Raw genomic sequence first — 15,676 nt, forward strand, 5'->3', positions numbered from 1 at the left:
GCAGGGGATCAGTCGCGTTTCGATAACGTTTTCCCGACGGCCGGGAGGAATGCCCTGTTCGTGACCGGAGTGACGAATGAGGTCGGCGTCGAAGCAGGATCGGGCTCGCCGGAAACGCCCCGAAACCGGACAGCTCTCCTTATTCTCGAAGCGGCCGTCACCTTCGTGCCCCCGTGCCGCGACCCGTGCGTGATCGGATCGCGACCGGATCGTCTCGTCCCGCCCGCTCGACCCGATTCGAAGGAGCCCGAGATGTTGCGTCGCCGATCCGCCCCGCTCGTCACCGCCCTGCTCGCCGCAGCCCTGCTCGCGGCCCCCGCCCAGGCCGCCGCCGACACCGCCCCGCCGGGGGTGCCGCTCGATCAGCTGCGCGCGGAGGTCGCCGACTCCCCCGAGACCCTCGCCGCGCTCGAGCGGCTCGTCGCCGACTCCGGCTCGGCGGATCCGTTCGCGCCGCCACCGAAGAACATCCCGCAGCCGTTCTCGTCACCCGCACCGACCGTCGGTCCGGGCTGCGGCGGCGGTTTCGTGCCGTTCGCGATGACCACCGCGTGGGTGCATCCCGGCCCGCACGGTCAGGTGCCGTTCGGGTCGATCGAGGTGATCGTCGAACCCACCGCCGGTGCGCCGGTGACCGCCTCGGACCTGAAATTCGTGTGGATCAACATGGAGAACATCCGGGCCGGGGTCGCCACCCTCGACAACAACGGCGGCGGATTGCAGTCCACAGTGATCGACAGCGGTCCCGGCGCGGTGCTCGGCGCCCTGTTCGGCTCGCTGCAGTACGCCAACGGTGCGTTCTGCCAGGTGATCTACACCATGGGTGGCTTCTTCGCCTGAGCCCGCGCTCCCCGATCGGGGCGGTCAACGCAGCCGTTCGGCGTCGCGGGCCAGATCGAGCAGCTCCGCGCACAGGGCGGTCAGCTCGTCGGCCGCGGCGCCCTCGGCGACCGCGGTGGCGACGTCCTCGGCGGCGCAGCGCGCCCGGAACGCGCGGTCGGCGAGTGCCTCGACCTCGCCGGCGGTGAGCACCACCGAATCCTCGGGCAGTCCGGCGCGGCGGGCGCTGCTGCGCTGCTCGTAGGCGCGTTGCCGACACGACTGGCGGCAGTAGCGGCGTCGCCGCCCGGTGCCGATCTCCGGTACCGGGCGCCCGCACCACAGGCACGTGCTCGCTCGGGTGTCACGTCCGGTCACGAGCGTCACTGTACTGCCCACCTGCACCCCCGGCGGGGCGGCGGGAACCCCGGACGCACGGGCCGGTGCGGGCACCGTGCGCGCGGCGGTGCGGCGAGTCGGTAGACTGGTCCCTCGGCTCCTCGGTGGGCCGCGGGAACGGAATCGGCTCCGCAGACGTTGAGCACAGTGGACGTCGAGCCCGGTGTCGATGCCGCACGGCATCGTCACCCGGGCGGAGCACACAAGGAAGGACACCACCATGGCAGATCGTGTACTGCGAGGCAGCCGACTCGGGGCGGTGAGCTACGAAACCGACCGCGACCACGATCTGGCGCCGCGGCGAATCGCGCGCTACCGCTGCGACAACGGCGAGGAATACGACGTGCCGTTCGCGGACGACGCGGAGATCCCCGGCACCTGGATCTGCAAGAACGGCCTCGAGGGCACCCTGGTCGAGGGCGCCGCACCGGAGCCGAAGAAGGTCAAGCCGCCGCGCACCCACTGGGACATGCTGCTCGAGCGTCGCTCCGTCGAGGAACTCGAGGACCTGCTCAAAGAGCGCCTGGACCTGCTCAAGGCCAAGCGCCGCGGCGCCTGACACCCGCGCCGCCGAACACGTACGTGTGCCGCCCCGGACGATCGTCCGGGGCGGCACACGTCGTTACGGACCCCGCAAGCGCAGCCCGACGGGACGGTGGTTCCGCGAATTCGATTGCGGCCCCGCCACGAATCGATCAATCGTCGATATCGGCCGGACGGTGCGTGCAATCATGATCGCACGCCGATCGATCATGATCGGCACGCCCGATCCACGACCTTCGCGCCGGTGCTCCGGCGGGTCGCTTGCAAGGGGGTGAATGTCCGTGACCGACCGTCACCACACTGCGGCGGACGCGCCGTCGACACAGGCCGCCGCCGATTTGGCCGACCTGCGTGCCGAACTCGACGACATCGACCGGACCCTGCTCGACGGGATCCGCGCCCGCCTCGAGGTGTGCGGACGCGTCGCCGAACTCAAGCAACGCCACGGCCTCGACGTGCTGCAACCCGGCCGCATGGAGGTCGTGCACCGCCGCGCCCAGGACTACGCGCACAGGCACGGCCTGTCCGGCGACTTCGTGCGCTCGCTGTACACCCTGCTCATCGACGAGGCATGCCGGGTCGAGGACCGCATCGTCTCCGGCGGCGCCCCCGCGGACCGGGTCGGCTCCGGTCGCCGCGGCGACGGCACGAACTGAGGCCCGTCGTGTCCGCGCCCCGACCGATCCGCACGGTGTTGATCGACAACTACGACTCGTTCACCTACAACCTCTACGACCTGATCACCCGCGTCAACGGCATCCCGCCGCGGGTGCTCACCAACGATCGCAGCTGGGACGAGCTCGTCGCCGAACCGTTCGACAACATCGTCATCTCCCCCGGCCCGGGCCGACCCGACCGGGCCAGGGACTTCGGGATCAGCGCCCGCGCCCTCACCGACGCCGAAGTGCCGCTGCTCGGGGTGTGCCTGGGCCATCAAGGGCTGTGCCAGCTGTTCGGCAGCGCCGTGATCACCGCCCCCGAACCGGTGCACGGCCGCACCAGCCCGATCCTGCACGACGGCACCGGCCTGTTCGCCGGGCTGCCGTCGCCCTTCGAGGCGGTGCGCTACCACTCGCTGATCGCCGACCCCGTCCCCGACGAGCTCGTCGCCACCGCCCACACCCCGGACGGGTTGCTCATGGCCGTCGCGCACCGGCACCGGCCGCTGTGGGGGGTGCAGTTCCATCCCGAATCGATCGGCACCGCCCACGGCGCGCAACTGCTCGCCAACTTCCGCGACGCCACCCCGCCGCGCAGCCCGATCACCGTCACCGCCCCCGTCGATCCGGAACCGGTACCCGAACCGGCTCCGCGCTATCTGCTGGCCAGCCGCCGGCTGCCGCTGCACCCCGACCCGTCCGCGGTGTACGAGGCGCTCTTCGCCGCCGGCCCGCACGGCTTCTGGCTCGACGGCAGCGCCGCGCTGGAGCCGCAGTCGCGGTTCACCGTCCTCGGCAACGGCGCCGGACCCCGCGCCGACTACCTGACCTACCGGGTCGGGGAGGGCATCGTGCGCGAACACCGCGCCGACGGCACCGTCGAGGAACACCGCCGCCCCGTCTTCGACCATCTCACCGCCCGCCTCGCGGAGCGCCGCGCCGCCGCCCGCGACGACCTGCCGTTCGGGTTCGCGCTCGGCTACGTCGGGTATCTCGGCTACGAACTCAAGGCCGACGCCGGCGCGCAACTCGTGCACACCTCCCCCTACGCCGACGCCGCGCTGGTCTTCGCCGACCGGGCGGTGATCGTCGACCACGACGACCGCTGCTGCTATCTGCTCGCCCTGACCGAGGACACCGACGATCCCGAGACCCTTGCCTGGTTCGACGCGACCGCCGCGATCCTGTCGGCGCTGCCCGAACCGGTGACCGACGAGCAGATCCCGGTGCCGCTGATCGGCGCGGACGGTGGCCCGCAACTGCGGCTGCGGCACTCCCCGCAGCGCTATCTCGATCTGATCGCCCAGTGCCAGAACGAGATCCGCAGCGGCGAGACCTACGAGGTGTGTCTGACGAACACCGTCACCGTCGACGGCGGCATCGACCCGCTGAGCACCTATCGGGCGTTGCGCCGCATCAGCCCCACCCCCTACAGTGCGCTGCTCGACTTCCCCGAGGTCGCGGTGCTCAGCGCCTCCCCGGAACGGTTCCTGCGGATCGACGCCGACGGCACCGTCGAATCGAAACCGATCAAGGGCACCCGCCCACGTGGCCGGACCCCCGGCGAGGACGCCGCGTTGCGGGACGAACTGTGGGCCAGCAAAAAGGACCGCTCCGAGAACCTGATGATCGTCGATCTGGTGCGCAACGACCTGTCGCGGGTGTGCGTGCCCGGCTCGGTGCACGTGCCGGCACTGTTCGCGGTGGAAACCTATGCGGCGGTGCATCAGCTGGTGTCCACGGTGCGCGGCACGCTGCGTCCGGACGTCTCGGCGGTGGACTGTGTGCGCGCCGCCTTCCCCGGCGGATCGATGACCGGTGCCCCGAAGCTGCGCACCATGGAGATCATCGACAAGCTCGAGGACGGCCCCCGCGGGGTGTACTCCGGGGCCATCGGATATCTGTCGCCGACCGGCGCCGCCGACCTGTCGGTGGTCATCCGCACCCTCGTCGCCACCGCCCACGAGGTCACCTTCGGGATCGGGGGGGCGATCGTGGCGCTGTCCGATCCGGACGACGAACTCGACGAGACCCTCGTCAAATCCGTGGTGATGCGCCGCTGCCTCGCCGCGGCCCGCGACACCACCCCGACCAACGGGACCGATGCGGTCGGCTCCGCGGACCCGGACGATCTCGTCGACGGGCCACCGGTGCTGCCGGGGCGGGCCGGGCCGTGACCACGCCCGGCCGGGTGATCGTCGCCGGCGGATGCGGCGCCGTCGGCGCCTTGCTCACCGCGGCGTTGCGCGAGGCCGGCCGTCAGGTGCTCGTCGTCGACCCGGCCGCCGCCCCGGCTGCACCCGGGATGCTGCGCGCCGATCTGACCGCCCCCGACACCCGCCTCGCCGCGGCACTCGACGGCGCCGACATCGTGGTCCTCGCCGTCCCCGACGTCGTCGCCGGTGCCGCCCTGCCGGTGCTCGCGCGGCTGCTGCCCCCGCACACCCTGCTGGTGGAGACCCTGTCGGTGAAGACCCCGATCGCCGCGGCGCTGCACACCTACCGGCCCGGCGCCCCCACGCTCGGCATCAACCCGATGTTCGCCCCCGATCTCGGATTGCCCGGCCGGCCCGTGGTGGCGGTGCGTCACCACGACGCACCGGTCGTGACCGAGTTCGTCGCGGCGCTGCGCGACTGGGGTGCCACCGTGGTCGAGACCACCGCCGACGAACACGACCGGATCACCGCCGCCGTGCAGGTGCTCACCCACGCCGCGATCCTCGCGTTCGGTATCGCCCTCGACCGGCTCGACGTGCCGGATGCCGCCGCGCGGGTCGCCGCGCCCCCGCACACCGTGCTGCGCGCGCTGCTCGCCCGCGTCTCCGGTGGCACCGCCGAGGTCTACCACGACATCCAGCTCACCAACCCGTACGCCGCCACCGCCCGCCGCGCCCTCGCCGGCGCGGTCGCCGATCTCGACGCCGCCACCGACGCCCTGCCCGACTTCGCGGCGCTGCTCGACCGGGCCCGCGCCGCGCTCGGCGACGGGCAACCGGCCGCCACGCAGCTGTGCGGGCAGCTGTTCGCGGCACTGCCCCGCGATCCGGGCGCGGTCGGCGGTCCGAGCGAGGAAAGGAGCCGGACATGAACGAATCCGACATCCCCGGCCCGCAGCTGCGCGCGCCGGAACTCCCGCAGTACGACCCGTCCGATCCGGCGGAGAGCGCGGTGATCGCCGGGCTGACCCGCTCGTGGCCGCGCCGCGCCGCCGTCAAGAAACCCGAGGTCGACCTCGACGCGCTGTTCGAGGCGGACCGCGCCGACTATCCCGAGCAGATGCTGCCCTTCGCCGAGCATCCGCGTTATCTCGCGCTCGACGAACAACAACAGGCGCGGCTGCGGGCCTGGGCGTGGATCGCCTACAACAAGAGCGTCGTCGACATCGAACAGCACGTCGTCAACCCCGGCTTCGCGTTGATCACCGAGGACGCCTTCGGTATCGGCCCGTCCGACACGGTGGTCACCGGGGTGCTCCAGGCGATGGTCGACGAGCAGTACCACACCCTCATGCACCAGCAGGCCAACGTGCTCACCCGCCGCCGCCGCGGCTGGGCGCTGAAGGAGTCGGTGCTGCCGCCGTGCCCGACCGTGCGCGAGCATCGCGCCGCGGTCGCGCACGCCGAGACCCCGCGGGACGCGGCGCTGGTGCAGCTGGCGTTCACCACCGTCGCAGAGACTTCGATCAGCGCCTATCTGGCGTTGCTCACCACCGACCCGGAGCTGCAACCGGTCAACCGCGCGACGGTGGCGGTGCACCGCCGCGACGAGCTGTGCCACGCCTCCCTCGCGGGTGGGCTGCTCACTGCGGTGCTCACCGAACTCGACGACACCGATCGGGTGCGGCTGCTCGACGCGCTTGGTACCGCGGTCGCGGCGTTCACCGGCGCCGACACCTCCACCTGGGCGGCGATCATCGCGCGCGAGAACATCCCCGGCGGCGACGAGTTGGTCGCCGACACCATCGCCGTGACCGAGGGCCGGCCGGTGGTGCAGGACTGCAGCGCCATCCGCCGGCTGTGCGCGGGACTGGGGCTCGGGGAGGAACTCGACGCCCGCTGGCCGTGGCCGCGCAGCGCCTAGCGCCGTGGCCGCACAGCGCCTAGCGCCTCGGCCGCGCAGCGCCTAGCGCCGTGGCCGCACAGCGCCTAGCGCCTCGGCCGCACAGCGCCTGGTATCCCGGCCGCGCGGGCCGAGTCAGCGACCCAGCAGTGCCCGCAACCGCGCGAGACGACTGCGCAGCCCCCACACGGTGACCCGCACGAGGGCCTCCTGCACGATGTTGCCGTTCATCTTCGACTCGCCGATTTCCCGTTCGGTGAACGTGATGGGCACCTCGGCGACGGTGAATCCGGCCTGCAGGGTGCGCCACGCCAGATCGACCTGGAAGCAGTAGCCGTGCGAGGCGATCGCGTCGAGGTCGAGCTTCTCGAGCACCTCACGGCGGTAGGCACGGTAGCCGCCGGTGATGTCCTGGATCGACACCCCCAGCGCGAGACGCGAGTAGATGTTGCCGCCGCGGGAGAGCACCTCGCGGTGCCACGGCCAGTTCACCACCGTGCCGCCGGGCACGTAACGGGAGCCGAGCACCAGATCAGCGCCGGCGTCGACCTTCTCCAGCAGCAGGTGCAACTGCTCGGGGGCGTGGCTGCCGTCGGCGTCCATCTCCACGAGCACCGTGTAGCCGTGCTCGAGCCCCCACCGGAAACCGGCGATGTAGGCGGCACCGAGACCGTTCTTCTCGGTGCGGTGCAGCACCGCGATGCGCTCGTCGGCGGCGGCGAGGTCGTCGGCGAGGTCACCGGTGCCGTCGGGACTGCCGTCGTCGACGACGAGGACATGGGTGTGCGGCAGCGCAGCGTGCAGCCGCGTGATGATCCGACCGAGGTTCTCCCGCTCGTTGTAGGTCGGAATGATCACCAGGGTGCGGGCGCTGGGTGCGCTGTCGTTCCCGGCCGGCGTCGCCGCTGCCATCAGAGGTCCTCCTTGTCGAACCGGCCACCGGCCGGTGCTCCTGCTGCGCCGGTGCTGGTGCGAGCTGCCGCACCGGCCTTCTCCCGCCGTCCTCGCACCAGGACGAAACCGGCGGCGGCCACGGCCGCGGCGCAGAGCACAAGCTCCGGCGCCACTCCGAGCCGACTAGCCAGCGTAACGTCTGCGCGCACGGGCACCTGCGCCACCAGGGCATCGGGCACGAACAACGGTGTGCTCTGCTGCACCCGACCGGCCGGATCGACGATCGCGCTGACCCCGCTGGTCGCCGCGACGATCACGGCCCGGCCGTGCTCGACGGCCCGCACTCGCGACATCGCCAGCTGCTGATAGGTCATCTCGGTGTCGCCGAAGGTGGCGTTGTTCGTCGGCACCGCCAGCAACTGGGCGCCGGCGTCGATCGAGTCGCGGAACGCCCGGTCGAAGGCCACCTCGTAGCAGGTCGCCACCCCGATGTCGATGCCGCCGGCGGTGACCATGCCGTCGCCGTCGCCGGGCACGAAATGGCCGGCGCGGTCGGCGTACTCGGAGAACAACCGGAAGAACGACCGCCACGGCAGGTACTCGCCGAACGGCTGGATGATCTTCTTGTCGTGCCGCTCCCCCGGACCGGTCTGCGCGTCCCACACGATCACCGAATTGGTGGTGGTCCGGTCGTCGTTGACGAGCACCGCCCCGACGAGGATCGGCGCGTCGATCGCGGCGGACGCGGCGGAGATGTCGCGTGCGGCATCGGCGTTGCGCAGCGGGTCGATATCGGAGGCGTTCTCCGGCCAGATTACCACATCCGGGGCCGGGGCCCGTCCGGCGGCGACGTCCTCGGCGAGGACGAGGGTGCGGGCGACATGATTGTCGAGCACCGCCTTGCGTTGGGCGTTGAAGTCCAGGCCCAGGCGCGGCACACTGCCCTGGATCGCCGCGACCGTCACCGTCGACGACTCGTCGGTGGCGGTGCGCACCAGCGGCCACGCCGCCGCGGCGAGCAGCGGACCGAGCAGCGTCACCGCGACCGGCACCGTCCAGGCCCGCACGGGGCGGGGACGGCGGGAGGCGGTCAGGGCGAGGGCGGCGAGCCCGGCGCCGGTCGCGGCCACGGCGAACGACACCAGCGGGGCGCCGCCGACGACGGCGAGGGAGACGAACCCACCGTCGGGCTGGCCGAACGCCAGCCGACCCCACGGGAACCCACCGAACGGCACGCTCGAGCGCAACCATTCGGTCAGGCTCCACGCCGCCGCGATCCACAACGGCGCGACCGGCAACGACCGCAGGTGCACCACCAGCGCCCCGAACAGGCCGACGAAGACCGCCTCGGCGGCGGCGAGCGCCAACCACGGCAACGGACCGACATAGACGCCGATCCAGGGCAGCAGCGGCACCAGGAAACCGAGGCCGGCGAGATAGCCGTAGCCGAACCCGGCGCGTCGCCGCATCGGTACTGCAGTCGATACACCGACCAGGAGCGCGATCCCGACGGGGGCGAGGAACCACAGCGGCCGCGGCGGGAACGACGCGAACAGCAACACTCCCGCGACGACGGCCAGCAGCGCGCGCAGCGCGACGACACGCACCGCCCGCACGGTGACCGTCGCGAAGGGCCGGCCGGTCACCGCGCGTACACGACCCGGCCGCGGTGCACACTGCGCACCAGCACCGGATCGGCGGTGCCCGGGGCGAGATCCGGCAGCGGCGCCACCCGCGACCGCGGATCCGTCGACCACCGCTGCACCGAATCCTTCGGAGCGCTGACCACCAACTCCCCGACCTCCCAGATCGCATACGACGCCGGCGCCCCCGGATCGAGGGTGCCGGCCAGACCGTCACGCACCCCACCAGCGCGCCACGCCCCGCGGGTCGCAGCGGCGAACGCCGCCCGCGGCGAGATCCCGCTGCCCTCGGTGCGGTGGTGCACCGCCGCCCGCAGCATCGGCCACGGCCGCGGCGCCGTCACCGGCGCATCCGAGCCGAACGCCAACGCCAGCCCGGTCGCTGCCAGCGGCGCGAACGCGTTCAACGCCGCGGCGCGGTCGGCGCCGAGCCGCTGCGCGTACATCCCGTCCGCCCCGCCCCACAAGGCGTCGAAGCTCGGCTGCATGCTCGCGATCACCCCGTACCGCGACAACACCTCCGCCTGCGCGACCGTCAACGACTCGACGTGCTCGAGCCGATGCCCGCGCGCGGCGAGCACCGGTCCCCCGACCTCCGCGGCGACCGCCTCGAAGGCCGCGACCGCGGCGGTGGTCGCCGCGTCACCGATGACGTGGAAACCGGCCTGAATGCCCGCCGAGGTGCACGCGCGCACGTGCGCGGTCAGCTCGTCCTCGGTCAGATAGCGGGTGCCGCAGCAGTCCGGCAGATCGTCGTACGGGCGGGCCAGCGCGGCGGTGTGCGAACCGATCGACCCGTCGACGAACAGATCCCCGCCCAGGGCATCGGCGCCGGTCTCGGCGAGCAGCTCCGCGGCTTCCTCGCCGGTGCGCACCGCCTGACCCCAGTAGCCGCGCACCTGCACCGGATGGTCGGTGCCGAGCAGTTCGGTGAAGTCGTCGAGCCCGGAGATGTCGGGGCCGGCGCATTCGTGCACCGCGACGTAACCGTGCGCGGCGAAATCGTCGAGGGCCGCCAGGCGGGCGCGGGCACGCTGCGCGGCGGTCAGCCCGCGGCGGGCGGCGCCGCGCACCGCATGATGCGCCGCGGCGGTCAGCGGCTGCTGCGGATCGAAGCCGGCCAGCTCGTCGAGGGGTTCGGCGACGGCCCGCAACGCGCTCGACGCCGCCGCCGAATGCGCATCGATCCGGCCGAGATAGACGAGCCGGGCCGGGGCGGCGGCATCGAGGTCGGCGGTGGTCGGTGGCGTCGGGTCGGGCCAGCGGGTCTCGTCCCAGCCGTGCCCCCAGATCACCGCGTCGTCGTGCGCATCGGCGTGCGCGCGGACCCGGCGCAATGCGTCGTCGCGGTCGACGGCATCGGTCAGATCCAGCCCGGTCAACGCCAGGCCGTGGCTGGTGGTGTGCACGTGGGTGTCGACGAAACCGGGGGCGACGAACGCGCCGTGCAGGTCGACGATCTCGGCGTCCGGGTGCAGGGCGCGGCCGGGCCGGTCCTGCCCGACCCACACGACCGTGCCGTCGGTGACGGCCATCGCGGTGGCATCGGGGGCGCTGGCGCTGTAGATGCGGCCGCCGACGAGAAGCTGGGTGTGCGGTGCAGGGCTCACGAGTGCCCAGTCTGCCCGTTACCGCTCCTCGCGGCGGCGCGGGGTCTCCACGATCTCCCCTTCGAGCACGGTGCCACGGTCGTCGACCTGCTCGGTCACGGCCGCACCACCGGTCAGGTGCGGGGCACCACCGACGACACTGTGATCGACGACCTGCCCGTCGACCACCACCAGCCGCTGCGCGGAGAACCCGGTGACGCGGGCCCGCCGCGCGACCAGCGTGCGCACCGCCGGACGCAGCGCGGCGCGGGACGGCAGCAACAGCAGCACCCCGAGCACGGTGCTGACGATGCCGGGAATCAGCACCAGGGCCGCGCCGGCGCCGACGAGCGCGCCGTCGGTGAGCACCCGCTCCGGGGAATTCGCGTGCGGCGCCCGGCCACCGCGCAGCTCACCGAGGTTGCGCAGCGCGCGGCGACCCAGGGCGGCGAGCACGAGATAACCGGCGGCGCTGACACCGAGGAAGATCAACACGGTGGCCAGGGCTCCGAGGGTGGAGCCGAGCCAGGCCAGCACCGCGATCTCCGCCACGACGTAGAGCACGAACAACAACGGGTACACGGCGGGACTTCCTTCCGTCGGCGGTTTCTGTCCGGTCAACGAACGGGCCACCGGTTTTGCTCCCGCACCCGACCCGCGGATGCGGCGCGTGATCGAATGGCCGCCATGACTGCAGGTGACTGGGCGTTGCTGATGACCGCCGCGACAGCCGCCGGCTGGGTGGACGCGGTGGTCGGCGGCGGCGGGCTGATCCTGCTGCCCGCCCTGTTCCTCGTCGCCCCGCAATTGACGCCACAGGCGGCGCTGGCGACGAACAAGCTCACCGCGATCTGCGGGACCGGCGCGGCGGTGCTGACCTTCGCGCGGCGCATCCCGCTGCGCTGGTCGCTGCTCGGCCCCGCCGCCCTGGTCGCCGCGCTGGCCGCGGCGGCGGGGGCGGCGGCGGTCTCGCTCATCGACCGGGAGGTGTTCATCCCGATCGTGATGGTCGTGCTCGTCGCGGTGGCGGTGTTCGTCACCGCCCGCCCGAAACTCGGCACCGGCAACACCCGCCGCCCGTCCACGCTGCGGCTGGCCACCGTCGTGGTCACGGCCGCGGCGGTGATCGGCTTCTACGACGGGATCCTCGGGCCCGGCACCGGCACCTTCTTCATCATCGTGTTCGCGGCGATGCTCGGCAGCGAGTTCGTCACCTCGGCGGCGATGGCGAAGGTGCTCAACTTCGGCTCGAATCTCGGGGCGCTGGTCCTGTTCGCCGTCGGCGGGCACGTGTGGTGGGCGCTCGGGGCGGCGCTGGCGGTGTGCAATGTCGCCGGCTCGGTGCTCGGCTCCCGGATGGCGCTCGCCCGCGGCGCCGGGTTCGTGCGGGTGGTGTTGCTGGTCGTGGTGATCGCCATGGTGATCCGGCTCGGCATCGAACAGTTCGGCTGAACCACCCCGCGGGGCTCGGTGCGGCGACCCCGATGCCGCACATCCCGGCGTTACCGTGGGCGGGTGAATGCGGTGGACGACAATTTCCTGGCCCTGCCGTTGCACGCGGCCGCCGACGCGGGCCTGACGGTCGCGCGGGCGGCGGGCGCGAGTCACGCCGATGTGCGGGTGCATCGGATCCGGACCGGGACGAGCACCCTGCGCGACGGCGCCCTGCAGGCGGCGGTGGACGACAGCGACTGCGGGGTGGCGGTGCGGGTGCTGCTCGACGGCACCTGGGGATTCGCGTCGCATCCGGTGCCCGGCCCGGACGGCGCCGCCGACGCCGCGGCCCGCGCCGTCGCGGTCGCCCGCACCCTGCGCGCGTTGAACCGGGATCCGGTGCAGTGGGCCGACGAAGCGGTCCACCGGGACGCGGTGTGGGTCTCGCCGTACGAGATCGACCCGTTCACCGTCCCCGCCGCCGAGCGCATCGCGGTGCTCGAGGACCGTTCGCGGCGACTGCAGGACGCCGACGGCGTCGACCACGTCGCCGCGAATCTGACGCTGGTCAAGGAACAGACCTTCTACGCCGATCTCGCCGGGTCGACGATCACCCAGCAGCGGGTGCGGATCCACTCCGACCTCGACGCGACCCGCGTCGACCGTGAGGCCGGCACCTTCGAGTCGATGCGCACCCTGGCCCCGCCGGCCAGCCGCGGCTGGGAGTATGTGGCCTCGGACCGGTGGTGGGACTGGAGCCGTGAGCTCGCCGAACTGCCCGAGCAGCTCGCGGAGAAGGCGCAGGCCCCGTCGGTGATCCCGGGCCGCACCGATCTGGTGATCGACCCGACGAATCTGTGGCTGACGATCCACGAATCGGTCGGGCACGCCACCGAATACGACCGCGCCATCGGCTACGAGGCCGCCTACGCCGGCACCTCCTTCGCCACCCCCGACCTGCTCGGCAGCCTGCGCTACGGCAGCGACGTCATGCACGTCACCGCCGACCGCACCGAACCGCACGGCATGGCCACCGTCGGCTACGACGACGACGGGGTCGCCGCCCAGTCCTGGGATCTCGTGAAGGACGGGGTGCTCGTCGGCTACCAACTCGACCGGGCGTTCGCCCCGAAGCTCGGGGTGGCCCGCTCGAACGGCTGCGCCTACGCCGATTCGGCGCATCACGTGCCGATCCAGCGGATGGCGAACGTGTCGCTGCGACCCGATCCGAGCGTCGATCGCAGCACCGCCGATCTGATCGCCGGGGTCGACGACGGGCTGTACATCGTCGGCGATCGCAGTTGGTCGATCGACATGCAGCGGCACAATTTCCAGTTCACCGGTCAGCGGTTCTACCGGATCCGCGGCGGCCGGCTCGCCGGGCAGGTCCGCGATGTGGCCTATCAGGCGTCGACCACCGAGTTCTGGGGTGCCCTCGAGGCGGTCGGCGGCGCGTCGACCTGGCAGCTCGGCGGCGCGATGAACTGCGGCAAGGCGCAACCCGGGCAGGTCGCGTCCGTCTCGCACGGCTGCCCGTCGGTGCTGGTGCGCGGCGTGAACGTGCTCAACACGGTGCAGGAAGGTGGCCGATGATCCCCGGAGACCGACTCGTCGAAACCGCCCTGGCGACCTCCCCTGCCGACGAGACCATCGTGATGGTCACCGACAGTGCCGAGGCGTCGCTGCGGTGGGCCGGCAGTTCGATGACCACCAACGGCTCCGCCCGTGCCCGCGGCGCCACGATCCTCGCGATCCGCCGCACCCCCGACGGCGCACACTGTGGGGTGGTCAGCGCCCCGATCGTCGACGCCGACGACATCGGCGCGGTGGTTGCCGCGGCGTGGGCGGCCGCGCAGCAGGCCCCGGCGGCCCCGGATGCGATGCCGTTGATCGACGGCGACGACACCGACCCGCAGTGGGGCGACGAGGCCGTCGGCACCGACGTCGAGGTCTTCGCCCCGCTCCTCGACGGGCTCGCCGCCGGCTTCGACGACACCGACGCCCTCTACGGATTCGCCCACCACCAATCCACGACGATGTGGCTGGGCACCTCCACGGGGGTGCGGCGCCGCTGGGTGCAACGCGACGGGTCGCTCGAGATCAACGGCAAACGCGGCGGCCTGGCCGGGGCGAGCGCCTGGGTCGGCGCCGGCACCGTCGACTTCACCGACATCGCGATGGATCCGCTGCGTGCCGAACTGGCGCGGCGGCTGGACTGGGCCGGTACCCGCGTCGACCTGCCCGCCGGACGGTACGAGACGCTGCTGCCACCCTCGGTGGTCGCGGACCTGATGATCCCGCTGCTGTGGTCCCTGGACGGGCGCGGCGCCGAGGAAGGCCGGTCGGTGTGGGCGGGGCCCGGCGGAACCCGCCTCGGCGAGCAGATCGCCGCGCTGCCGGTGACGTTGACGTCCGATCCGGCCGCCCCGGGGCTCGGTTATGCGCCGTTCGTGGTCGCCACCGCCTCCACCGACAGCGTCTCGGTGTTCGACACCGGGATGAGCGCCTCGCGGGTCGACTGGCTCCGCGACGGCGCCCTGCACGCGCTGGCGTATCCGCGGGCCGCAGCCGCCGAATTCGGGGCCACCCCCACGGCGCCGGGTGAGAATCTGCTGCTCACCGGTGGCAGCACTGCCGATGTGGACGACATGATCGCCCGCACCGAACGCGGTCTGCTGCTGACCACCGTGTGGTACCTGCGGGAGGTCGATCCGGCGGTGCTGTTGCTGACCGGCCTGACCCGCGACGGGGTGTATCTCGTCGAGGACGGGCAGGTGCGGGCGGCGGTGAACAACTTCCGGTTCAACGAATCCCCGGTCGATCTGCTCGGCCGCGCCACCGAGATCGGCGCCACCGAACGCACCCTGCCGCGGGAGTGGAAGGACTGGTTCACCCGCACCGCGATGCCGCCGGTGCGCATCCCCGACTTCCACATGTCCTCGGTCAGCGCCGCCCACTGACCTCCGGTCCGGTCGGTGACGTCCATCGATCGGACCGGTAGGGGCTCAGAGCAGGTCGGTGAGTTCCTTGCCGATCTCCTCGGGGGTGACCGTCGGCTCGAAGCGGCGCACCACCGCGCCCTGCGGGTCGACGAGGAACTTGGTGAAGTTCCACTTCACCTCGTCGGTGCCGATCGCCTCGGGGCGGGTCTTGCTCACGTGCTCGAACAGGAAGCCGTGCTGCGGCCCGAAATCACCGGGAGCCTCGGCGCGCAGGTGCCGGTAGAGCGGGTGCGCATCGTCGCCGTTGACATCGACCTTCGCGAACACCGGGAAGGTGACGTCGAAGTTCACGCGGCAGAACTCCTGGATCTCGCTGTCACTACCCGGTTCCTGACCACCGAACTGGTTGCACGGGAACGCGAGGATCTGCAGGCCGCGCTCGCCCAGCTCGCGGTGCAGCGCCTCGAGGGCCTCGTACTGCGGGGTCAAGCCGCACTTGCTGGCGACGTTGACGATCAGCAGATGCCGGCCGGCGAAGCGGGCGAGATCCTCGCTGCCGCCGTCGGCGGTGGCCACGGTGTACTCGTGCACGGACATGCGCTCTCCTGAACTGGGTTCGATCGGCTCGGCCCCGCAGGTGAGGCCGAGATCACCACGGACCCTACGGGATCGGACGACCCGGGCGGGGCTGCTGG

The 15,676-nt window shown here is 72.2% G+C and carries 15 protein-coding genes; 9 read left to right on the forward strand and 6 right to left on the reverse strand.

All coding sequences use genetic code 11. The features are described 5' to 3' along the window. The first annotated feature begins 252 nt into the window (after nt 1-252). Nucleotides 253-840: a hypothetical protein gene (locus M3330_RS22515; RefSeq protein ID WP_033098325.1), complete on the forward strand. Its 588-nt coding sequence runs from the start codon at nt 253-255 to the stop codon at nt 838-840. A gap of 24 nt (nt 841-864) precedes the next feature. Here M3330_RS22515 and M3330_RS22520 read toward each other — a convergent pair whose 3' ends face one another. Then, a complete protein-coding gene (locus M3330_RS22520) occupies nt 865-1,206 on the reverse strand; it encodes a hypothetical protein (protein ID WP_006554803.1) in 342 nt (113 codons plus the stop codon). A 232-nt stretch (nt 1,207-1,438) separates the two neighbouring features. Between M3330_RS22520 and M3330_RS22525 the strand changes: the two genes are divergently transcribed. The 5 genes from M3330_RS22525 (at nt 1,439) to M3330_RS22545 (ending at nt 6,500) form a co-directional block, all read left to right on the forward strand. Beyond that, a complete protein-coding gene (locus M3330_RS22525) occupies nt 1,439-1,777 on the forward strand; it encodes an RNA polymerase-binding protein RbpA (RefSeq protein ID WP_006554802.1) in 339 nt (112 codons plus the stop codon). Between the two features lie 259 nt (nt 1,778-2,036). After that, complete coding sequence (locus M3330_RS22530) at nt 2,037-2,417, forward strand: chorismate mutase (protein WP_019289573.1); 381 nt, start codon at nt 2,037-2,039, stop codon at nt 2,415-2,417. Nucleotides 2,418-2,425: 8 nt separating this feature from the next. Further along, entirely contained in the window at nt 2,426-4,597 is a 2,172-nt protein-coding gene (gene pabB, locus M3330_RS22535) for an aminodeoxychorismate synthase component I (RefSeq protein WP_255026414.1), read from the forward strand. Then, on the forward strand, nt 4,594-5,508 hold the full coding sequence (locus M3330_RS22540) for a prephenate dehydrogenase (RefSeq protein WP_033098292.1): 915 nt from the start codon (nt 4,594-4,596) through the stop codon (nt 5,506-5,508). Before pabB ends, M3330_RS22540 begins: the two co-directional genes overlap by 4 nt. Beyond that, the gene (locus M3330_RS22545; RefSeq protein WP_006554798.1) at nt 5,505-6,500 is read left to right on the forward strand and encodes a diiron oxygenase; all 996 of its coding nucleotides are present in this window, start codon (nt 5,505-5,507) and stop codon (nt 6,498-6,500) included. The genes M3330_RS22540 and M3330_RS22545 overlap by 4 nt, the downstream gene beginning before the upstream one ends. A 114-nt stretch (nt 6,501-6,614) precedes the next feature. Here M3330_RS22545 and M3330_RS22550 read toward each other — a convergent pair whose 3' ends face one another. From M3330_RS22550 to M3330_RS22565, 4 genes are read right to left on the reverse strand one after another with little or no spacing between them, the layout of a single operon-like run. Continuing rightward, a complete protein-coding gene (locus tag M3330_RS22550) occupies nt 6,615-7,391 on the reverse strand; it encodes a polyprenol monophosphomannose synthase (protein WP_006554797.1) in 777 nt (258 codons plus the stop codon). After that, entirely contained in the window at nt 7,391-9,019 is a 1,629-nt protein-coding gene (gene lnt / locus M3330_RS22555) for an apolipoprotein N-acyltransferase (protein WP_200886518.1), read from the reverse strand. Before lnt ends, M3330_RS22550 begins: the two co-directional genes overlap by 1 nt. Beyond that, nucleotides 9,016-10,626, reverse strand: a complete 1,611-nt coding sequence (locus tag M3330_RS22560; RefSeq protein WP_039586453.1) for an amidohydrolase — start codon at nt 10,624-10,626, stop codon at nt 9,016-9,018. Before M3330_RS22560 ends, lnt begins: the two co-directional genes overlap by 4 nt. A gap of 18 nt (nt 10,627-10,644) precedes the next feature. Next, complete coding sequence (locus M3330_RS22565; RefSeq protein ID WP_219129115.1) at nt 10,645-11,187, reverse strand: FxsA family protein; 543 nt, start codon at nt 11,185-11,187, stop codon at nt 10,645-10,647. A gap of 105 nt (nt 11,188-11,292) precedes the next feature. Between M3330_RS22565 and M3330_RS22570 the strand changes: the two genes are divergently transcribed. The 3 genes from M3330_RS22570 (at nt 11,293) to M3330_RS22580 (ending at nt 14,999) form a co-directional block, all read left to right on the forward strand. Next, entirely contained in the window at nt 11,293-12,057 is a 765-nt protein-coding gene (locus M3330_RS22570) for a TSUP family transporter (RefSeq protein ID WP_039586459.1), read from the forward strand. A gap of 63 nt (nt 12,058-12,120) precedes the next feature. Beyond that, the gene (locus M3330_RS22575) at nt 12,121-13,632 is read left to right on the forward strand and encodes a TldD/PmbA family protein (protein ID WP_255026417.1); all 1,512 of its coding nucleotides are present in this window, start codon (nt 12,121-12,123) and stop codon (nt 13,630-13,632) included. After that, the gene (locus M3330_RS22580; RefSeq protein WP_255026418.1) at nt 13,629-14,999 is read left to right on the forward strand and encodes a metallopeptidase TldD-related protein; all 1,371 of its coding nucleotides are present in this window, start codon (nt 13,629-13,631) and stop codon (nt 14,997-14,999) included. Before M3330_RS22575 ends, M3330_RS22580 begins: the two co-directional genes overlap by 4 nt. Nucleotides 15,000-15,044: 45 nt before the next feature. Here M3330_RS22580 and M3330_RS22585 read toward each other — a convergent pair whose 3' ends face one another. After that, nucleotides 15,045-15,578, reverse strand: coding sequence for a glutathione peroxidase (locus M3330_RS22585; RefSeq protein ID WP_006550017.1), 534 nt, complete (start codon nt 15,576-15,578; stop codon nt 15,045-15,047). Between the last annotated feature and the right edge of the window lie 98 nt (nt 15,579-15,676).

The sequence above is a fragment of the Rhodococcus sp. GA1 genome (assembly GCF_024321955.1).
GTDB lineage: Bacteria > Actinomycetota > Actinomycetes > Mycobacteriales > Mycobacteriaceae > Rhodococcus > Rhodococcus pyridinivorans.